At 72.0% G+C, this 19,849-nt stretch carries 18 protein-coding genes and 1 pseudogene; 11 read left to right on the forward strand and 8 right to left on the reverse strand.

Features of this window, described 5'->3' with window-relative positions:
* On the reverse strand, positions 1-474 hold the full coding sequence (locus tag AB6V31_RS15300; RefSeq protein WP_056232426.1) for an Lrp/AsnC family transcriptional regulator: 474 nt from the start codon (positions 472-474) through the stop codon (positions 1-3).
* A gap of 174 nt (positions 475-648) precedes the next feature.
* Between AB6V31_RS15300 and pdhA the strand changes: the two genes are divergently transcribed.
* Genes pdhA through AB6V31_RS15315 form a run of 3 tightly spaced genes read left to right on the forward strand, consistent with a single transcriptional unit; the run spans position 649 to position 4,300 of the window.
* The gene (gene pdhA / locus AB6V31_RS15305) at positions 649-1,773 is read left to right on the forward strand and encodes a pyruvate dehydrogenase (acetyl-transferring) E1 component subunit alpha (protein WP_369366686.1); all 1,125 of its coding nucleotides are present in this window, start codon (positions 649-651) and stop codon (positions 1,771-1,773) included.
* Positions 1,770-2,813 carry an alpha-ketoacid dehydrogenase subunit beta gene (locus AB6V31_RS15310; protein ID WP_369366687.1) on the forward strand — a complete coding sequence of 348 codons (1,044 nt, stop codon included), beginning with the start codon at positions 1,770-1,772 and terminating at the stop codon, positions 2,811-2,813. The genes pdhA and AB6V31_RS15310 overlap by 4 nt, the downstream gene beginning before the upstream one ends.
* Entirely contained in the window at positions 2,810-4,300 is a 1,491-nt protein-coding gene (locus tag AB6V31_RS15315) for a dihydrolipoamide acetyltransferase family protein (protein WP_369366689.1), read from the forward strand. Before AB6V31_RS15310 ends, AB6V31_RS15315 begins: the two co-directional genes overlap by 4 nt.
* A gap of 126 nt (positions 4,301-4,426) precedes the next feature.
* Here AB6V31_RS15315 and AB6V31_RS15320 read toward each other — a convergent pair whose 3' ends face one another.
* Together AB6V31_RS15320 and AB6V31_RS15325 are read right to left on the reverse strand one after the other, a co-directional pair.
* Positions 4,427-5,020 (reverse strand): hypothetical protein, encoded by a 594-nt coding sequence (locus AB6V31_RS15320; protein ID WP_369366797.1) that lies wholly within the window; start codon positions 5,018-5,020, stop codon positions 4,427-4,429.
* Positions 4,997-5,308: pseudogene (locus AB6V31_RS15325) on the reverse strand (helix-turn-helix domain-containing protein); the annotation flags it as partial. The gene AB6V31_RS15320 and the pseudogene AB6V31_RS15325, both read right to left, overlap by 24 nt.
* 118 nt (positions 5,309-5,426) lie before the next feature.
* Here AB6V31_RS15325 and AB6V31_RS15330 point away from each other — a divergent pair.
* The 5 genes from AB6V31_RS15330 to AB6V31_RS15350 all read left to right on the forward strand — a co-directional run bounded on the left by AB6V31_RS15330 (position 5,427) and on the right by AB6V31_RS15350 (position 11,592).
* Positions 5,427-7,043 carry a carboxyl transferase domain-containing protein gene (locus tag AB6V31_RS15330; RefSeq protein WP_369366691.1) on the forward strand — a complete coding sequence of 539 codons (1,617 nt, stop codon included), beginning with the start codon at positions 5,427-5,429 and terminating at the stop codon, positions 7,041-7,043.
* A 2-nt stretch (positions 7,044-7,045) separates the two neighbouring features.
* Positions 7,046-9,058 carry a biotin carboxylase N-terminal domain-containing protein gene (locus AB6V31_RS15335; protein WP_369366693.1) on the forward strand — a complete coding sequence of 671 codons (2,013 nt, stop codon included), beginning with the start codon at positions 7,046-7,048 and terminating at the stop codon, positions 9,056-9,058.
* Positions 9,055-10,233 carry an acyl-CoA dehydrogenase family protein gene (locus AB6V31_RS15340; protein WP_369366695.1) on the forward strand — a complete coding sequence of 393 codons (1,179 nt, stop codon included), beginning with the start codon at positions 9,055-9,057 and terminating at the stop codon, positions 10,231-10,233. Before AB6V31_RS15335 ends, AB6V31_RS15340 begins: the two co-directional genes overlap by 4 nt.
* On the forward strand, positions 10,230-10,697 hold the full coding sequence (locus AB6V31_RS15345) for a MaoC family dehydratase (protein WP_056232031.1): 468 nt from the start codon (positions 10,230-10,232) through the stop codon (positions 10,695-10,697). The genes AB6V31_RS15340 and AB6V31_RS15345 overlap by 4 nt, the downstream gene beginning before the upstream one ends.
* Positions 10,698-10,776: 79 nt before the next feature.
* Positions 10,777-11,592 carry a CoA ester lyase gene (locus AB6V31_RS15350; protein WP_369366697.1) on the forward strand — a complete coding sequence of 272 codons (816 nt, stop codon included), beginning with the start codon at positions 10,777-10,779 and terminating at the stop codon, positions 11,590-11,592.
* Here AB6V31_RS15350 and AB6V31_RS15355 read toward each other — a convergent pair.
* The 3 genes from AB6V31_RS15355 to AB6V31_RS15365 form a co-directional block, all read right to left on the reverse strand.
* Positions 11,589-12,176 carry a histidine phosphatase family protein gene (locus AB6V31_RS15355; protein ID WP_369366698.1) on the reverse strand — a complete coding sequence of 196 codons (588 nt, stop codon included), beginning with the start codon at positions 12,174-12,176 and terminating at the stop codon, positions 11,589-11,591. The two genes, AB6V31_RS15350 and AB6V31_RS15355, sit on opposite strands and share 4 nt — an antisense overlap.
* 39 nt (positions 12,177-12,215) lie before the next feature.
* Positions 12,216-12,596, reverse strand: a complete 381-nt coding sequence (locus AB6V31_RS15360) for a hypothetical protein (RefSeq protein ID WP_369366700.1) — start codon at positions 12,594-12,596, stop codon at positions 12,216-12,218.
* Between the two features lie 113 nt (positions 12,597-12,709).
* Positions 12,710-13,558: a Sir2 family NAD-dependent protein deacetylase gene (locus tag AB6V31_RS15365; RefSeq protein ID WP_369366702.1), complete on the reverse strand. Its 849-nt coding sequence runs from the start codon at positions 13,556-13,558 to the stop codon at positions 12,710-12,712.
* Between the two features lie 125 nt (positions 13,559-13,683).
* On the opposite strand from AB6V31_RS15365, the gene AB6V31_RS15370 reads away from it, so the two are divergent.
* Positions 13,684-14,886 (forward strand): amidohydrolase family protein, encoded by a 1,203-nt coding sequence (locus tag AB6V31_RS15370; RefSeq protein ID WP_369366704.1) that lies wholly within the window; start codon positions 13,684-13,686, stop codon positions 14,884-14,886.
* A 34-nt stretch (positions 14,887-14,920) separates the two neighbouring features.
* Positions 14,921-15,730, forward strand: coding sequence for an RNA methyltransferase (locus AB6V31_RS15375; protein ID WP_056232010.1), 810 nt, complete (start codon positions 14,921-14,923; stop codon positions 15,728-15,730).
* A gap of 21 nt (positions 15,731-15,751) precedes the next feature.
* Here the strand turns inward: AB6V31_RS15375 and AB6V31_RS15380 are convergent, their stop codons facing one another.
* A complete protein-coding gene (locus AB6V31_RS15380; RefSeq protein ID WP_056232005.1) occupies positions 15,752-16,432 on the reverse strand; it encodes a hypothetical protein in 681 nt (226 codons plus the stop codon).
* Entirely contained in the window at positions 16,429-17,289 is an 861-nt protein-coding gene (locus AB6V31_RS15385; RefSeq protein WP_369366706.1) for an SGNH/GDSL hydrolase family protein, read from the reverse strand. The genes AB6V31_RS15380 and AB6V31_RS15385 overlap by 4 nt, the downstream gene beginning before the upstream one ends.
* A gap of 349 nt (positions 17,290-17,638) precedes the next feature.
* Here AB6V31_RS15385 and AB6V31_RS15390 point away from each other — a divergent pair, with 349 nt between their 5' ends.
* Positions 17,639-19,843, forward strand: coding sequence for a DEAD/DEAH box helicase family protein (locus tag AB6V31_RS15390; protein WP_369366708.1), 2,205 nt, complete (start codon positions 17,639-17,641; stop codon positions 19,841-19,843).
* The last annotated feature ends 6 nt before the right edge of the window (positions 19,844-19,849 follow it).

The raw sequence follows: 19,849 nt of genomic DNA on the forward strand, positions 1-19,849 counted from the left end.
CTAAATCTCCTCGCGCGCCAGCTGCATCAGTGGGCCGACGCGGTAGCCGATGACCTCGCCCATCACGAGCGACGTCTCGGTGCGCTCGACACCCTCGATGGCCAGGATCCGGGCGTCGGTGTCGAACAGGTGCTGGGTGTCGCGGCACGCCACGCGCACGAGCAGGTCGACCTGACCGCTGAGTCCGTGCGCCTGCAGGACCTCGGGCACCTTGGCGAGCTCCGCACGGATCGCCGGCAGCTCAGCCTGCCGAACGGTCACCTGCAGGAACGCCTCGATGGGGAAGCCCAGAGCCTCGGCCGACAGCGTGCGTTCGTACGAGAGGAAGACGCCCCCGCGTTCCAGGCGGCTCATGCGCGCTTGGACGGTGTTCCGGGAGAGTCCGAGTTTCTCGGCGAGCGCGACGACGGTGGCGCGCGGATCGGCGGACAGGGCGCGGAGGAGGTCGAGGTCGACCGCGTCGAGCTTGCTCATGGTGCGAAACATTAGCAGTGTGAAGGTCGGTCATGGTGGGCACGATGCTCAATATGGCGGCGAGGTCTTGAGCGGGGTGCATTCCGCGCGTACGGTCGGCCTCGTCGGCGGTGCTGCCGGCATCCGTACGCCCCGGCTCTCACGAGGAGCCCGGGCCGCACTGGAGGGATGACGATGACGTACACCCAGACCCGAGGCTCTTCGACAGGACGAGCCGACGACCACGACGCCGTCGACGACGTGCTCCGCCTCCTCGAGCCGGACGGCTCCCGGATCGCCGACGACACCCTCGATCCCTGGGTCGCCGATCTCTCGCCGCACGAGTTGCGCGCCCTCCACCGCGACATGGTCCTCACCCGTCGGCTGGATGCCGAGGGCGTCGCCCTGCAGCGCCAAGGACAGCTCGCCCTCTGGGCACCGTGTCGTGGACAGGAGGCCACCCAGGTCGGCACAGCCCACGCCCTCGCCCCGGGAGACTTCGTCTTCCCCAGTTACCGCGAGCACGGAGTGCTGCTGGGCCGCGGTGCCAAGCCCGCTGACTACGTCCTGGCCTGGCGCGGCGAAGAGCACTCCGCCTACGACCACACCACCATCAACGCGGCGCCTCCCCAGATCATCATCGGCGCGCAGTCACTGCACGCCACCGGCTGGGCGATGGGCGCTCAACGCGACGGCTCGACCGACGTTGCCGTCGCGTACTACGGCGACGGGGCGACGAGCCAGGGCGACGTCAACGAGGCGATGGTCTTCGCCTCGTCGTTCCGCGCCCCCGTGGTGTTCGTGTGCTCGAACAACCAATGGGCTATCTCGGAGCCCGTCACCGTCCAAGCCACGTACCCGATCGCGGGCCGGGCGCCAGGGTTCGGCATCCCGAGCCTCCGCATCGACGGCAACGACGCCCTCGCTTGCGTCGCGGCCATGCGCTGGGCCCTCGACCGCGCCCGTCGTGGCGAAGGACCCTCGTTCATCGAGGCCGTGACCTACCGCATGGGACCGCACACCACGAGCGACGACCCCACGCGCTACCGCGACGCCGCCGAGGTCGACGAGTGGGCGCAACGCGACCCGATCGCCCGGCTCGAGGCCTACCTGCGCGCCGAGGGGATGCTCGACGACTCCGGAATGGACGAGGTCGCCCGTGCCGCAGACGCTCTCGCCGCAGAGGTGCGCGCCGCGTGCATCGGGGCCACCACCCGGGCCCCCGAGACCATGTTCGACCACGTGTACGCGGAACCGCATGCCGCGGTCGAACGGCAGAAAGCCGAGTACATGGACTACCTCGCGGGGTTCGAGAAGTGACCGCCCTCACCCTCGGGTCCGCGATCAACGCGGGCCTGTCGAAGGCGCTCGAGAACGACGACACGGTCCTGCTCATGGGCGAGGACATCGGGAAGCTCGGCGGTGTCTTTCGCGTCACCGACGGCCTGCAGAAGCGCTTCGGCGCGCAGCGCGTCGTCGACACCCCGCTCGCCGAGGCCGGCATCGTCGGTACGGCCGTCGGACTCGCGCTGCGCGGCTACCGGCCCGTCGTCGAGATCCAGTTCGACGGCTTCGTCTACCCGGCCTTCGACCAGATCGTCTGCCAAGTCGCGAAGCTCCACTACCGCAGCAACGGTCGCATCCGGATGCCGCTGGTCATCCGCATCCCGTGGGCCGGGGGCGTCGGCGCGGCCGAGCACCACTCCGAGTCGCCCGAGGCGTACTTCGTGCACACCGCCGGACTCCGCGTGATCGCCCCCTCGAACCCGCAGGATGCCTACGTCATGCTGCAGCAGGCGGTCGCCTCCGACGACCCGGTGATCTTCTTCGAGCCCAAGCGCCTGTACCACTCCAAGGGTGAGGTCGACCTCGACGCCGACCTCGCCGACGCCCCGCCGATGCACCTCGCGCGCGTCGCCCGCGAGGGCACGGATGCCACGATCGTCACCTACGGCGCCCAGGTGCGCACCGCCCTCGATGCCGCCGTCGCCGCCGAAGATGACGGCATCTCGCTCGAGGTCATCGACCTGCGCTCGCTGTCGCCGATCGACATGAACACGGTCGCGGCATCCGTCCGCAAGACCGGACGCGTCGTCGTCACGCACGAGGCCGCGCGCGAAGCGGGAGTCGGCGCGGAGCTGATCGCGAGCATCACCGAGGAGTGCTTCCACTACCTCGAGACGCCGCCGCGGCGCGTCACCGGGCACGACATCCCCTATCCGCCGTCGAAGCTCGAGAAGCACCACGTGCCCGACCTGGATCGGATCCTGCACGCGGTGGACCTGGTGCTCGAGCGCGGTGCGGGCTCTTCGCCCACCGGCGGCGCATCCGCCGCGACCGTCGAAGGAGGCGTTCGATGATCGCGGAGTTCTTGCTTCCCGACCTCGGCGAGGGCCTTCCCGAGGCCGAGATCGTGCAGTGGCATGTGGCCGAGGGCGACACGGTCACCCTCAACCAGACGATCGCCGAGGTCGAGACAGCGAAGGCGATCGTCGAGATCCCCTCGCCGTACGCCGGCACCGTGCAGGGCTTACACGCCGCGGCCGGAGACGTCGTCGAGGTCGGATCGCCCCTGGTGTCGTTCGACCTGGGCGGGGCGGATGCCGCTACCCCGGCGGCCCCCTCTGCTGTGACGACCCGAGAGGCCGGGACGGGCGCGGCCGTCGAGACGGTCGCCGACGCGCCGCTCGACGCCCCCGCCGACGACATCGCCGCCCGCGCGACCCCGAATCTCGTCGGGTACGGCGCCGCTCCGGCATCCGGCAACCGTCCGAAGCGACGCGCGCGCGGAGGCGGGACCGCGGTGATCGAGTCCGACCACGCCGTGCGCGAGGCCGCTCCGCACGACGTCGTCAAGACCGGGCCGATCGACTTGCCGCTCGAGCGTCCGCGCTCGACCCCGCCGGTGCGCAAGCTCGCGAAGGACCTTGGGGTCGACCTCGTGCTGGTCGCCGCCGCGCACCCGGGCGAGATGGTGACGCGCGGCCACGTCGAGGAGTTCGCGGCGCGCACTTCGGCGATGCCCGAGGTCACGGCATCCGCCGTAGTGCACCCCGGTGGGACGGTGGCGCGCGGCCCGGTGAGCGCGGCCACGGCATCCGCCCCCGCCCCCACGTCGACGGTCCCCCCGACCAGCCTGTCCGGCGACCGGGTGACCCGCACGCCGATCCGCGGAGTGCGCAAGCACACGGCCGCGGCGATGGTGCAGAGCGCGTTCACGGCTCCGCACGCGACGACGTTCCTCACCCTCGACGTCACCGCGACGACCGAGCTGCTCGCCTCGCTCAAGACCGACCGCGCGCTCGACGGGCACCGCATCGGCGTGCTCGCGATCGTCGCGAAGGCCGTGTGCCTGGCGCTCGGGCGCACGCCCGCGCTCAACGCGAAGTGGGATGAGGCGGCGGGTGAGATCGTCGAGCACCACTACGTGAACCTGGGGATCGCCGCCGCGACCGATCGCGGTCTCGTGGTTCCGGTGATCCCGGATGCCGACCGGCTCGCTCTTGTCGACCTCGCCGATGCGATCGCCGAGCTCGCCGCGACGGCCCGCGCCGGACGCACCGCTCCGGCCGCCATGACCGGAGGGACGTTCTCGATCACCAACGTCGGCGTGTTCGGAGTGGATGCCGGAACGCCGATCCTCAACCCCGGCGAAGCGGGGATCCTCGCGGTCGGCGCCCTGCGGCGCACGCCGTGGGAGCACCACGGCGAGATCGCCCTGCGCGACGTGCTGACCCTCAGCCTCTCGTTCGACCACCGTTTGGTCGACGGAGCCGAGGCGGCGCGATTCCTCACCGACGTCGCCGGCGTGCTGCGCGAGCCCGGGCGGGCCATGCTGCTGCGCTGAGCGAACCCGCGGCGGTGAGTCCGTCGCGCGGTGCACCGACGGGGTGCCGAGGGAGTGGTCGCCCTCGGCACCTTTGTTCTGCTGCGGTTGCGGGCGGGTGCAGGCTCCGGGGCGCGCGTCGGGGAGTCAGGCCGTCAGCGCGGCCAGCGCCATGCGGGTCAGGGTCGGGCGCACGCGAGCCGCGGGCACGCCGCGCACGCTGTGCGGCGTCGAGTTGATCAGACCGAAGCACGCCAGGGCTCGCACGCGCCGCTCGGCGGGAGTTTCGGCATCGGGATGCGCGGTGGCGAGCGCCTCGGTCCACACGGCGACGTACGCGTTCTGCAGGCGGCGCACCGTGCGGCGGTCGTCGGGGGAGAGGCGGTCGAGGTCGCGGTCCTGCACGCGGATCACGTCGGCCTCGGCGAGCGCGAACGCGACGTGGAAGTCGACGAGCGCGCGGAGCACGGCGTCGGAGTCATCGGCACCATGCGGGGCGGATGCCGGGTGTGCACGATCGCGGGGGGATTCGGCGACACGCCGGGCGGGGGCTGCCGAGGAAGGCGTGTCTGGCAGGATCCCCGCTGTTGTGTTCGCGGCGGCGGATGCCTCGTGTGCACGATCGCGGAGGGATTCGGCGACACGCGGGGTGGGGGTGGTCGCGGGCGGCGTGTCGGGCGGGGGCTCCGCGGATGTGTTCGCGGCGGCGGATTTCGCGACTCGGCGCCCGCCCTCGAGCAGCCGCTCGCTGACGTCGACGAGGATCGCACCGAGCAACGCCTGTTTGCCCGCGACGTGGCGGTATACCGCCGGCCCGCTCACCCCGGCCGCTTCGCCGATGTCGCCGAGGGTCACACCGTCGAAGCCGCGCTCGGCGAACAGGCGTGCGGCGGCGGCCAGAAGTGCGGCGCGGCGGTCGGCCTTCGCACGGTCGCGAGCGGTGCCGGCGGGGGCGAGGGGGGTAACCGCGTCAGCGCGCGCTTCGCTGGCAACCGCGGGGGGCTCGTCGTTCGCTCTTGTCATCGGCATCCGCTCGGGCTAGCCTGGAATCTCAGTTAGTCAACATTAACTGAAAACCCCTCCGGCGGGAACGACCCCGACCGGAACGACGGTGCCGTCGACGATGCGGCACCGAGACGGAGCCGCCATGAGCACAGCACCGGTCACCGCGGCAGCGCCCGAGACGTCACAGAACGCCGCGCCCGCCGCCGCCCCCACCCAGCGCGACCTCGCGCAAGAGCTCCGCGTGACGCTTGCCACGGCCGCCCGCGGTGGGTCCGACGCCGCGCGAGAGCGTCACACCGCTCGCGGCAAGCTCCTCGCCCGCGACCGCATCGACCGACTTCTCGATGAGGGCAGCCCGTTCCTCGAGGTCGCCCCCCTCGCCGCTCACGGCCTCTACGACGGCGGGGCTCCCGGCGCGGGAGTCGTCGCCGGTATCGGCCTCGTGCACGGATGCCACGTCATGGTCGTCGCCAACGACGCCACCGTCAAGGGCGGGGCGTACTTCCCCCTGACGGTGAAGAAGCACCTGCGCGCGCAGGAGATCGCCCTCGACAACCGCCTGCCCTGCATCTACCTCGTCGACTCGGGCGGGGCGTTCTTGCCCATGCAGGACGAGGTGTTCCCCGACCGCGAGCACTTCGGCCGGATCTTCCGCAACCAGGCGCAGCTGTCGGCCCGCGGCATTCCGCAGATCGCCGCCGTCATGGGCTCGTGCACCGCGGGCGGGGCGTACGTCCCGGCGATGAGCGACGAGAGCGTGATCGTGCGGAACCAGGGCACGGTGTTCCTCGGCGGACCGCCCCTGGTGAAGGCCGCAATCGGCGAAGACGTCACCGCGGAGCAGCTCGGCGGCGGCGACCTGCACGCCCGCCGGTCGGGAGTGGTCGACCACCTCGCCGACGACGACGAGCACGCGCTCGAGATCGTCCGCGACATCGTCGCGACCCTCCCGCCGACCCCCGCGCCGGTCTGGCAGGTCGAGGCGCCGACCGATCCCGCACGCGACCCGCAGGAGCTCTACGACATCGTCCCCGCCGACGTCGCACAGCCCGTCGACACGCGCGCGATCATCGACACCCTCGTCGACGCGGGCACCCTGCACGAGTTCAAGGCGCTGTACGGCGAGAGCGTCATCACGACCTTCGCGCGCCTGCACGGGCACCCGGTCGCGATCATCGCCAACGACGGCGTGCTCTTCAGCGAGTCGGCTCTCAAGGCCGCGCACTTCATCGAGCTCGCCGATCAGCGCGGCATCCCCCTGCTCTTCCTGCAGAACATCACCGGGTTCATGGTGGGGCGGGATGCCGAGGCCGGAGGCATCGCGAAAGACGGCGCCAAGATGGTCACCGCCGTCGCGACCACCCGCGTCCCCAAACTCACGGTCCTCATCGGCGGGTCGTACGGCGCCGGCAACTACGCCATGTGCGGCCGCGCGTACGACCCGCGGTTCCTCTGGACCTGGCCGTCGAGCCGCATCTCGGTCATGGGGGGTGCGCAAGCGGCATCCGTGCTCTCGACCGTCACGCGCGACCAGCGCGCCGCGCGCGGGGAGGAGTGGACGGATGCCGACGACCAGGCCTTCCAGAAACCCATCCGCGACCGCTACGAAGAGCAGGGCAGTCCGTACTACGCCACCGCCCGGCTCTGGGACGACGGCGTGATCGACCCCGCCGACACGCGCACGATGCTCGGGCTTGCGCTCGACGTCGTCAGCCGGGTGCCGCTGGCCGACCGGGGCTTCGGCCTCTTCCGGATGTGAACATGAGCATTCCCCCCTTCTCCTGCGTTCTCGTCGCCAACCGCGGTGAGATCGCGCGCCGGGTGTTTCGGACGTTGCGGCGTCTCGGCATCCGCTCGGTCGCCGTCTTCACCGACGCGGATGCCGACGCGCCCCACGCCCGCGAAGCCGATCACGCCGTGCGCGTGCCCTCGTACCTCGACGTCGACGCGGTGGTCGCCGCCGCCGTGTCGTCGGGGGCGGACGCCGTTCACCCGGGCTACGGCTTCCTCAGCGAGAACGCCGGCTTCGCCCGCGCGTGCGCCGTGGCGGGAATCGTGTTCGTCGGCCCCGGCATCGAGGCGCTCGAGGTGATGGGCGACAAGATCCGCGCGAAGGAGCACGTCGCCGCCCATGACGTGCCGACCGTGCCGGGATTCTCCGCGACGGGGTTGAGCGACGACGAGATCGCCGCCGAGGCCGACCGCGCCGGATACCCCCTGCTCGTCAAGCCCTCCGCCGGTGGGGGCGGCAAGGGCATGACCGTGGCCACCGGTCCCGCCGACCTCTCCGACGCGCTCGCGACGGCCCGCCGGGTCGCCGCCGCGGCCTTCGGCGACGACACCCTGCTGCTCGAGCGGCTGCTCGAGCGCCCGCGCCACATCGAGGTGCAGGTGCTCGCCGACACGCACGGCACGACCCTCTCGCTCGGCGAGCGCGAGTGCACGCTGCAGCGACGGCATCAGAAGGTGATCGAAGAGGCTCCCTCTCCGGTCGTGGACCCGGAGACCCGCGCCCGCCTGGGCGAGGCCGCCGTCGCCGCCGCCCGCAGCGTCGGCTACCTCGGCGCCGGGACCGTGGAGTTCCTCGTCGCGGGCGACCGGCTCGACGAGCCGTTCTTCATCGAGATGAACACGCGCCTGCAGGTCGAGCACCCCGTGACCGAGATGGTCACCGGCATCGACCTCGTCGAGCAGCAGCTGCGGGTCGCGGCGGGCTTCGCGCTCGAGCTCGGCGAGATCCGCCTCGACGGTCACGCGATCGAGGCGCGCGTGTACGCCGAGACGCCCGCCCGCGGATACCTCCCGGCGACCGGGACCGTGAGCCTGTGGCATCCGGGATCCGCCCGCGTCGACAGCGCCGTCGAGACCGGCAGCGTCATCAGCTCGCTGTACGACCCGATGATCGCCAAGGTCATCGCACACGGCCCCGACCGCGAGACGGCCCTCGCCCGACTCGACGCGGCCCTCGCCGACACGGTCGTGCTCGGCGTCGACACGAACATCGCCGATCTTCGCGCCCTGCTGGCCGACCCGGCCGTGCGCGCGGGCGACCTCGACACGGGGTTGCTCGATCGGCGGGGGACTCCGGAGGCTCCGGAACCGTCGCAGGCCGCGCTCGCCGCCGTGGCGCAGAGAGCCGCGGATGCCGGGACCCCGGCCGACGGCTCCGTCTGGGGACGCGTCGGGGCGTGGCGGGCCGGGGGAGCGGCGGCCGCTCGCCCGGTGTCGCTCGAAGACGACGCCGGGCAGGTGCACGCGGTGGCGCCGCCGTCGGGTGACGCGGTGGGTATCCGAGGTGATCGGGGGACCTCGGTGTCCGCCGCGATGGCGTCGGCGACATCGCCCGCGGGCGAGGCGCGCGTGACGGGCGGACCGGTGGAGTACTGGGTGCACGCCGACGGGGGAGCGCACCGGTTGCGAGTCGTGTCGCGGCGAGATGCCGCCCAGCGCCGCCGGACCGCCGCGGGCCGCGCGCCCGGGGCCGTCGATCCCGACCTGGTCGCCCCTCTCCCCGGAACCGTCGTCGCCGTGCACGTCGTCGACGGAGACAGCGTCGAGGCCGGCGCCCGGCTCCTCACGATCGAGGCGATGAAGATGGAGCACACGGTCGTGACCCCGCACGTCGGGACGGTGCGGCTGCGCACCTCCGCGGGCTCGCAGGTCGCGCGAGACGCGGTGGTCGCGACGGTGAGCCCTGAGATCCCCCAGTCCCACGATTCCGCCGGCATCCCGGCATCCCACCCCGCTTCATCCCACAAGGAGACCCTCTCGTGAGCATCGACAGCCAGCAGGTATTCACCGACGACGAGCGCGAACTGAGCGCGATGGTGCGCGAGTTCGCCGACGAGGTGATCGCGCCGCGCTCGTACGAAGCCGACCGCGCGCACCAGCTGCCCCTCGACCTCGTCGAGCAGATGGGCGACCTCGGACTCTTTGGTCTGCCGTTCCCCGAAGAGGTCGGTGGCCAGGGCGGCGACTACGCGAGCCTGTGCGTCGCGATCGAGGGGGTGGCGCGCGTCGACCAGTCGATGGCCATCACGCTGGAAGCAGGCGTCGGCCTCGGCGCCATGCCGATCTACCGTTACGGCACCGACGCGCAGAAGGCGGAGTACCTTCCCGACCTCGTCGCCGGTCGCGCGCTCGCCGGATTCGGACTCACCGAAGCCGAGGCCGGCAGCGACGCCGGCGCCACCCGCACGACCGCGACGCTCGAGGGCGGCGAATGGGTCATCGACGGGACGAAGCAGTTCATCACCAACTCCGGCACCGACATCACCCGATTCGTGACCGTCACCGCGGTTACCCGCCGCACCGACGCGGGCCGCCCCGAGATCTCGACGATCATCGTGCCCAACGGCACGCCCGGCTTCACCGTGGGTCCCGCGTACGACAAGGTCGGTTGGAACGCCTCCGATACGCATCCGCTCACCTTCGACGGCGTGCGAGTTCCCGAGGCGAACCTGCTCGGCCAGCGCGGGCACGGGTTCAAGAACTTCCTCCGCACCCTCGACGAGGGCCGCGTCGCGATCGCCGCCCTCGCCACCGGCGCCGCCGAGGGCTGCCTCGAAGCCGCCGTCGACTACGCCCGCAGCCGCACCGTCTTCGGCGAGCGCCTGTCGACGCGCCAGAACATGCAGTTCCTGCTCGCGCGCATGCACGCCCGCGTGCACACCGCCCGCCTCGCGTGGGTGCACGCCGCGCGCCTGTGCGACGCCGGCAAGCCCTTCACGGTCGACGCCGCCGTCGCGAAGATGACCGCGAGCGACGCCGCCATGGCGAACGCGCGCGACGCGACCCAGGTGTTCGGCGGCAACGGCTTCATCAACGAGTACCCGGTCGCGCGGCATTACCGCGACTCGAAGATCCTCGAGATCGGCGAGGGCACGACCGAGGTGCAGCTCATGGTGATCTCGCGTGCGCTGGGGCTCACGGGTACCGTTGCGGCATGATCGAGCAGCGCGGCCTGTATCTGGAGGAGTTCGTCGTCGGTGAGAAGTACGCGCACCGTCCCGGGCGGACGGTGACGGATGCCGACAACGTCGTGTTCACGACCCTGACGATGAATCCGCAGGCCCTGCACCTCGATGCGGCGTACGCGGCGACCCAGCCGTTCGGTCGTCCGCTGGTGAACTCGATGTGGACGCTGTCGACCCTCGTGGGGCTCTCGGTGGGGCAGCTCACCCAGGGCACGCTCGTCGCGCAGCTCGGGCTGACCGACGTGAGCTTCCCGGCTCCGCTGTTCGTCGGTGACACCCTGATCGCCGAGACCGAGATCGTCTCGGTGCGCCCCTCGGCGTCGAGGCCCGGTCAGGGGATCGTCGTCATGGAGCACACCGGACGCTCGCAGAACGACGAGGTGGTCGCCACCGCGACCCGCACGGTACTGGTGTGGGCGCAGGAGGCGGCGGCGTGAGCGGGGCCCTTCCCGACCCGTGCGGCGCGTTCGACGAGGGCCCCGCGGGTATCTCCGCGGTGCTGCGGGGGTGGGCGGCGTGAGCGCATCGTTCTCGCTCGGTCCCGCACTCCTGTTCGTACCCGGCGACCGGCCGGAACGGCTGTCGAAGGCTCTCGAGCGGGCGGATGCCGCGATCCTCGACCTCGAAGACGCCGTCGCCCCGGATGCCAAGGCTCACGCCCGCGCGGAGTTGATCGCCGCCGACCCCGACCCCGAACGCGTCATCGTGCGGGTCAACGGACCCGAGACGCCCGACTTCGCGCTCGACCTCGACGCCCTCGCCGAGACCCGCGTGCGGCGCGTAATGGTCGCCAAGGCCGAGGATCCTGCCGCGCTCGCGCGGCTCGAGGGGTACGAGGTGATCGCCCTGTGCGAGACGGCTCGTGGGGTGGTCGCCGCCGAGCAGCTCGCCGCCCTGCCGCAGGTGATCGCGCTCATGTGGGGTGCCGAAGACCTCGTCGCGAGCCTCGGCGGAACTTCGAGCCGCAGCGACGACGGCGGGTATCGCGACGTCGCACGCCTCGCGCGGGCTCGGGTGCTGCTCGCCGCCGGAGCCTTCGGCAAGCAGGCAATCGACGCCGTGCACGTCGACATCGCCGACCTCGACGGCCTCTCGGACGAGGCGCGGGATGCCGTGACATCCGGATTCACGGCCACCGCGTGCATTCACCCCGGGCAGGTCGCGACGATCCGCGCGGCGTACGCCCCGCCCCCCGAGCAGGTCGAGTGGGCGCGCGGAGTGCTCGCCGCGGCCGAGGGGGAGCGGGGAGTGTTCCGCCACGAGGGGCGAATGATCGACGAGCCGATCCTGCGCCACGCCCGCTCGCTCGTCGCGCGGGCGGAAAACGCTTAGCTCGCGACGCCGGCGTAGGCCAGCATCTCCCAGCGGTCGCCGTCGAGGCGGAAGGTCGTCGCCGAGCAGTTCGGCAGGCGTTCGCCCTCGCGGGGGAACTCGCCGTCGGTGGCGAACATGATGACCTCGCGGATGAGCGCTCCGTGTGCGACGGCGATCACGTCGACGCCGTCGGGCGCGGATGCCACGGCCTCGGCGAGCGCGGCCAGCGCACGCTCGCGCACGACCGGCCAGGTCTCGGCGCCGGGCACATCGGCCGCGTGCCAGGGGCCGTAGGTGTCGGAGAAGGTGGGCGCGTCCATGCCCTCGGCCTCGCCGTACGAGCGCTCCCGCAGGCCGGGGAGGCGCAGGGTCACCGACGTGCCGAGGGCCGCAGCGATGATGTCGGCCGTCTCGGCGGCGCGACCCAGGTCGCTCGAGACGACGACGACCTCACGGCCGGCGTACTCCGCGGCGAGGGTCTCGGCGATGCCGCGCGCCTGCAGACGACCGGTGTCGTTCAGGGGGATGTCGGTCGACCCCTGGATGCGTCCCTCGTAGTTCCACGCCGTCTCGCCATGCCGCACCAGAGTCAGAATCGTCACGCGTCGAGCCTAACCGGCGGGGAGTGCGGGGGTGCCGAGTCAGTCGCCGACCCGCTCGGGAGTCCCGGCCGGGCAATCGACAGCACGGGCGACGACACCCGCCGTGCGAATGTCGAACGACCGGCAAGCCCGCGCCCACCCGCGCCGCGTGAACGGCCCTTCGAGGGCTTCCGGATTCGCGTACGCGTACACGACGACGAGGGCGTCACCGTCGCTCGAGAGCACGCGCCACACGTCCGGCAGCCCCCTGGTCCGCGCCGCGATCTCCCCGTTCTGAAGGGCTGCGCTCACGGCGGAGCGAGGATCGGGGGTTGTCTGGGCGACGGCCGTGATCGCCGCGAGCAGGGCCCCGTCGGCAAAGACCGCCGCCTGTTCGTCCTCGATCACCTTCGGGTTGCCACCGAAAGCCCGTCCCACCATCACGATGACGATCAGAGCTGCAAGCAGCCCAACGATCGTGACCGCGCGACGTCGAGAGTCCGGGGGTCTTGCGCCGGGACCGGTGACCTCGGAGGGCAGGGGTACGTCAAGGCTCAAAGCAGCCCCGGCAGCCGATCGGCGAACGCCCGCAGCACGTGCGTCGTGCCCCCGTCGATCTTGACCGCCGCGCGCTGGTCGGCGCGCGTCTCGCCGCGATTGACGATGACCACGGGGAGGCGCTTGCGTCGCGCCCGCTCGACGAGCCGGATGCCCGAGTTGACCACCAGGGACGAGCCGGCGACGACCAGCGCATCGCTGGTGTGCACGAGCTGCTCCGCCTCGCGGAACTTCTCGACCGGGATGTACTCGCCGAAGAACACGACATCGGGCTTGAGCGTGCCCTCGCACACCGAGCACACCGGCACGACGAAACCGTGGGCGCTCGCCGGGGTGACATCGCCGTCGGGGCCGAGCTCGACATTCTCGGGGAGCGAGATCCAGGGGTTGTCGGCCTCGACGCGTTCGGCCAGGTCGCGGCGGTCGAACACCTGCCCGCACTGCAGACAGCCGACGCGGCGCATCGTGCCGTGCAACTCGACGACGCGTCCGCTGCCGGCCCGTACGTGCAGACCGTCGACGTTCTGCGTGATCACGCCGTTGGCGACTCCGGCGGACTCGAGATCGGCGAGGGCGCGATGACCGTCGTTCGGCTGCGCGGCGGCGAACACCTTCCACCCCAGGTGGCTGCCCACCCAGTAGCGGCGGCGCGCGTCGGCACTCGAGAGGAACTGCTGAGCCGTCATGGGCGTGCGCGTCGGCGCCCCCTTGCCCCGATAGTCGGGTATCCCCGAATCGGTCGACACGCCCGCGCCCGTGAGGACGGCGATCTTGCGCCCGGCGAGGACCTCGACGGCGCGATCGATGGATGCCGAGAACTCGGCGTCCTGCGTCGTGTCGGTCATGCACACCTCCGTCCCGTCGAGTCTATGGCGGGGCGCCGACACCGGCTCGCGCCGGCAGCCCCTCCTCCCGTCCCGTCGACGGGTCCGTGTCGCGGGGAGGAGCGCGCGAAAGGGAGACTGGGGGAATGAGCTCCTTCCCCCGGCCCGCCATGCTCGACGTCACCTCCCTCCGCCGCGTGCGTCCGTGGGGCGGTGATCTCGTCGACATCGCCATCGACGGGGGACGGATCACCGCGATCACCCCCGCCGCCGCCGACCCCATCGGCATCCGGGAATTCGACGGACGCGGGCTGCTCGCCCTGCCGGGGCTCGTGAACGCCCACGCGCACGTGGACAAGTCGTGGTGGGGACTGCCGTGGCAGTCGTACGGCGGCGAGGGGTCGACCGAGGGGCGCATCCGACACGAACGGGAGCAGCGCGAGGCGCTCGGCATCCCCTCGCTCGAGCGCTGCGCGTTCGTGCTCCGCGAGCTCGTCCGTCAGGGAACGACCGCGATCCGCACCCACGTCGACGTCGACAACGGGGTGGGCCTGCGCGGGATCGAGGCGGTCGAAGAAGCCGCGGCCGCCTACGGGGGCGCCCTCGACGTGCAGATCGTGGCCTTCCCGCAGGACGGGGTGCTTCGACGCCCGGGTGTCCTCGAGCTGCTGCGCGAGGCCGCAGGCCGCGACAGCGTCACGGGGATCGGTGGTCTCGACCCCGCGTCGATCGACCGCGACCCGGTGGGACAGATCGACGCCCTGACCGCGCTCGCCGCCGACACCGGGGTCGACCTCGACATCCACCTGCACGACGCGGCCGAGCTCGGCGCGTTCCAGATCGAGCTGCTCATCGAGCGCACGCAGCGCCTGGGACTCGGCGGACGGGTGAACATCGCCCACGGGTTCGCCGTCGCCCAGCTCGACCCCGCCCGCCGGCGCGACCTCCTCGCCGCGATGGGCGCGGCCGGCGTATCGATGACCACCGTCGCCCCGCTGCGGCTGGCGCAGCTTCCCCTCGCCGAGCTCGACGCGGCCGGAGTCCGGCTGGGGCTCGGCACCGACGGCATCCGGGATCTCTGGAGCCCCTTCGGCACCGGCGACACGCTTGGCATCGCCTGGCAGTACGCCCGCGCGGGAGGGCTCGTGCGCGACGAGGAGCTGCTCCGCGTCGTCGAGCTCGCCACCCGCGCGGGTGCGTGGGCGGTCGGTCGAGAGGTGCACGACCTCGTCGAGGGAGCGCGCGCAGACATCGTCCTCGTGGATGCCGAGAACCCCATGGATGCGCTCGTGCGTCAGCCCGAGCGGGCCCTGGTGATCGCCGGGGGTCGGGCGCTGCACGTGGCGTGAGGTCTGGCGCGCGGGCTGCTGGCACCATGGGGGGATGCCCGTCATCCCCCTCGACTCCGCCGCCGACCCGCGCCTCGCCGACTATCGCGATCTCACCGACGTGTCGCTGCGGCGGGTGTCGGAGCCGGCTGGCGGGCTCTACATCGCCGAGTCCTCGAAGGTCCTCGATCGCGCCCTTCGCGCGGGGCACCGGCCGCGCTCCGTCCTCGTGCAGGAGAAGTTCCTCGCCGATGCGCTCGCGCTCGTCGGTGAGGACGCCGAGGTCTACGTCGTCCCGGCCGAGGTCGCCGAACGGGTGACCGGATACACCGTGCACCGGGGGCTCCTGGCGTCCATGCATCGCCCCGCGCTGGCATCCGTCGAAGAAGTCGTGCGCGACGCCCGGCTCGTCGTCGTTCTCGAAGACGTGGTCGATCACACCAACATCGGAGCGGCGTTCCGTTCGGCGGCGGCCCTCGGCGCCGACGCGGTGCTCGTCACCCCGCGCTGCGCCGACCCGCTGTACCGACGCAGCGTCCGCGTCAGCATGGGCACCGTGTTCCAGGTGCCGTGGACGCGACTGCCGGAGTGGTCGGATGCCGCCCCCCTGCTGCACGACGCCGGATTCCACCTCGCCGCACTGGCGTTGTCGGACGACGCGGTGACCCTCGACGCTTTCTCTGCCGCGGGGCACGAGCGCATCGCCCTGCTGATGGGATCCGAGGGCGACGGACTCAGCCGGGGCGCGCTCGCCGCGGCGGACACCGTCGTGACGATCCCGATGGCCGGGGGAGTGGACTCGCTCAACGTCGCCGCGGCGAGCGCGGTGGCGCTGTGGGAACTCGGACGGGGACGCCGGGCCTGAGGCGGGGGACTTCGAACCGGCTCAGCCGGTCGGGTCATCGAACCCGCCCGCACGCATGCGGAGCTCCGACGCGGCAGCGGCGCTCACGCGCTGGTCGGGGTCGGCGCCAAGCGCCGCGAGCAGATCGTCGGGGAGATCGTCCTCGCCGACCAAGTACCACCTCTCGACGACGCTTCCGTCCGCGGCGACGCGGCGGTCGCGGGCGTCGTCGCGCGGCAGGCCCTCGGGCGGGGAATCGTCCCGTTCGATCGCGAGGTGCAGATGCGGAGGGAGCGCGTCGGGGCCGATCTGCGCCTCCGGCGCCGTGAACAGTTGCACGACGACACCCCGGCCGCGCCACTCGAGCCAGTCGATCTGCTCGTCGTCCCACCGCGGGTCGTCGGCGTTCCAGCCCGACCAGTCCGGCCCCTCGGTGTCGAAGGCCCATCGTTGCGGCTCGGCGTTGAGCGTCTCGGCGATCGCGAGCGCGTCGCGGCGCACGTCGGAAAGCTCCCCGTCGCGGAACACCGACAGGTTCGGCGGCCACGCCGACGACACGACATCCCACCCCGCGGCGCTGAAGCGACCGCTTTCGACCTCGGGCGCCCACCCGGTGTCGGCGAGGGTCTCGGCGAGCGCATCGGCGTCTCGCAGGAGGGTGTCGGCGTCGGCCACGCGCAGCAGGGCGACGACCGCGTCGGGAAGGGCGTGCACGGGCGTCACGCCTGCGTCTCGCGGGAGCCCGCGGCATCCCGACCCGGGGCGAGGGTCACCATCGGAAGCGGCTCGGGACGCTTGGGCTGGATGTGGTCGCCGGACGACTGGTGTCGCAGACGCCGCAGCACCCAGGGCACGAGGTACTCGCGCGCCCACACGAAGTCCTTCTCGCGGGCGGCGCGCCACGTCGTGATCGCCCTGGTCTCGGCCTTCATCGGCTCGAGGTCGTTGGGCACGTTGAGGGCCCGCAACACCATGCGGGCGACCTCGTGATGACCGAGGGAGTTGTAGTGCAGGCGATCGTCGTCGAAGAAGCGCATGTCCTGCACCTCTTTGAGGCCCCACTGGTCGGCGACCACGCAGTCGTAGCGGTCGGCGATCGAGCGGATGTTCTCGTTGTAGATCGCGACCTTGCCCCGGATGCCGCGGAACACCGGCGTGAACTCGGTGTCGATCGCCGTGAAGACGACGATGGTGGCCCCGCTGGCGCGCAGACGCGCGACGGCGTCTTCGAATTGCCGCGACACGGCATCGGGATCGCTGCCCGGGCGGATGACGTCATTTCCGCCCGCGGAGATGGTGATGAGGTCGGGTTTGAGCGCGAGCGCCGGCTCGATCTGGTCGGCGACGATCTGCGCGATGAGCTTTCCGCGCACCGCGAGGTTGGCGTAGGCGAAATCGTCGACCTGCGCGCCGAGGACCTCGGCGACCCGGTCGGCCCACCCGCGGTGACCGCCGTCGGGCAGTGGGTCGCCGATTCCCTCGGTGAACGAGTCGCCGAGGGCGACGTAGCGCCGCCAGGGGTGGGGGCCGGGGTTGTCGGACGCGGACGGGGTGCGGGGCGAATGCGGATCGAGTGTCATCGAAACCTCCGGCTTCCACGGTACCCCCGGCCTCCGACACCGCGAGAGAGCGGGCGCGCGAGGTAGCGGCATCCGCGTGGCCGGTCGCGCAGGAACGCGATCCCGTCGCGTGAACGAGTGCTCCTCGCGTGAGCGTGCGCGGCTCACGTCCCCGCGCGACCCACCGGCGTCCGGCCTCCCAGGGGACATCCGTAAACGCGATTTCGTCGGATAAACGCCGTCTGCACGCGTTTCTCGGTACGAATCGCGTTTATGGCCGGTGGTGCGACGTATCCGCCTCCGGGTCGGGCGTGGCGGGCTCCGCTGTCGCCTATCGTGGATGTTCGCGCTCGCGAAGGATGGAGGTTCGATGCTGGAAGAAGAAGCCCGCACCTCGGCCCTCCCGCACACGAGCTCGGCCGCCGAAGCGGTGACTCCGCGCATCGCCTCTCCCGGCCCGGTCGCGAGCCCCGGCCCGGTTGCCAGCCCGGGTCCGGTCGCGAGCCCCGGCCCGGTTGCCAGCCCGGGTCCGGTTGCCAGCCCGGGTCCCGTTGCCACCCCCGGTCCGGTTGCCAGCCCGGGTCCCGTCGCCAGCCCTGGTCCGGTCGCGAGCCCCGACGCCTCCTCCGCGCCCGCCGTCCCGGCATCCGCGCCCGCCGACGCGGCCCCCGTCGTCGACCCGTCCCACGCGACCGCGCCCGTCGCCGACGAACCGGCGCCCGGGGCGATTCCCGACCCTGCTCTCGACGGGGTCGAGCCGCACTTCGGCTCCTTCGCCGCCGAGCACCTCTCGCCGTCGTTCCCGCAGCGCGCGCCGTGGGGAACAGCGCAGCGCCTGCGCGCCTGGCAGGCCGAGGCGCTGGATCAGTACTTCGGCTCCGACGGGCCCGACGGCGTCGGCAAGGGTCCGCGCGACTTCCTCGCGGCGGCCACCCCGGGCGCCGGTAAGACGACCTTCGCCCTTCGTCTCGCGTCCGAGCTCATGCGTCGTCGCGTGGTCGACCGCATCGTCGTCGTCGCCCCCACCGAGCACCTCAAGACCCAGTGGGCCGAGGCGGCCGCGCGTGTCGGCATCCGGCTCGATCCGTTCTTCTCCAACCGGCACGCCACGCCCTCGCGGCAGTACCACGGCGTCGCGGTCACGTACGCGCAGGTCGCGGTGAAGGCCGAGGTGCACCAGCGCCTCACCATGGATGCCCGGACCCTCGTGATCCTCGACGAGGTGCACCACGGTGGCGACGCGCTCAGCTGGGGCGACGCCCTGCGCGAGGCCTACAACCGCGCGACGCGCCGCCTGCTGCTGTCGGGAACCCCGTTCCGCAGCGACACCGCGCCCATCCCGTTCGTGGAGTACCACCCGAACTCGAAGGGCATCCGCCTCTCGCGCACCGACTACGCCTACGGCTACCGCCGTGCCCTCGACGACGGGGTCGTGCGCCCCGTCTTCTTCCTCGTCTATGCCGGTCAGATGCGCTGGCGCACCAAGGCGGGCGAGGAGATGGAGGCCCAGCTCGGCCAGGACAACACCAAGGACATCACCTCGCAGGCCTGGCGCACGGCGCTCGATCCGAACGGCGACTGGATCCCCGCGGTCCTGCGCTCCGCCGACCGCCGCCTCACCGAGGTGCGCGAGACGGTTCCGGATGCCGGTGGCCTGGTCATCGCGACGGATCAGACCGCCGCGCGCGCCTACGCCGCCATCCTCGAGGACATCAGCGGTGAGAAGGTCACCATCGTGCTCTCGGACGAGGCCGAAGCATCGGGACGCATCGAGACGTTCTCGAAGGGCACGAGCCGCTGGATGGTCGCCGTGCGCATGGTGTCCGAGGGCGTCGACGTCCCGCGCCTCGCCGTCGGCGTGTACGCCACGAGCGCGTCGACGCCGCTGTTCTTCGCCCAGGCCATCGGCCGTTTCGTGCGCGCACGCCGCCGCGGTGAGACCGCGAGCGTGTTCCTGCCGAACGTCCCGCAGCTGCTCGCCCTCGCCGGCGAGATGGAGGCGCAGCGCGACCACGCCCTCGACCGTGACAGCGACACGGAAGACCAGTGGAACGCCGAAGAAGACATGATGGATGCCGCCGAGCGCGAGGACAAAGCCTCCGACGCGCTCGAGCAGGAATTCGAGTACCAGGCGCTCGGCTCGCTCGCGCACTTCGACCGCGTGCTGTTCGACGGGCAGGAGTTCGGCCAGCTCGCGGTTCCGGGAACCATCGAGGAGGAGGAGTTCCTCGGCATCCCGGGTCTTCTCGAACCCGAACAGGTGCACGAGGTGCTCATGTCGCGGGCTACGCGGCAGTCGCGCCACCGCTCCACCCGCGAGGCGACCGAGAAGGAGAGCGGTGAGCCGCCCTCGGTCGACGACGGTGGGCTCCCGGCGCCTCTGCACCGCACCCTCAAGGAGCAGCGCCAGTTGCTCAACACGATGGTCGGTCTGTACGCCCGCCAGAGCGGCGAGCCGCATGGCCTGGTGCACGCCGAGCTCCGCCGCATCTGCGGCGGCCCCGCCGTCTCGCACGCGACGGTCGCGCAGCTGCAGGCGCGCATTGACGTGCTGCGCAAGCGCGTGCACTCCTGACCCGGA

Source organism: Microbacterium sp. 16-032 (genome assembly GCF_041079455.1).
GTDB classification, from domain to species: domain Bacteria; phylum Actinomycetota; class Actinomycetes; order Actinomycetales; family Microbacteriaceae; genus Microbacterium; species Microbacterium testaceum_A.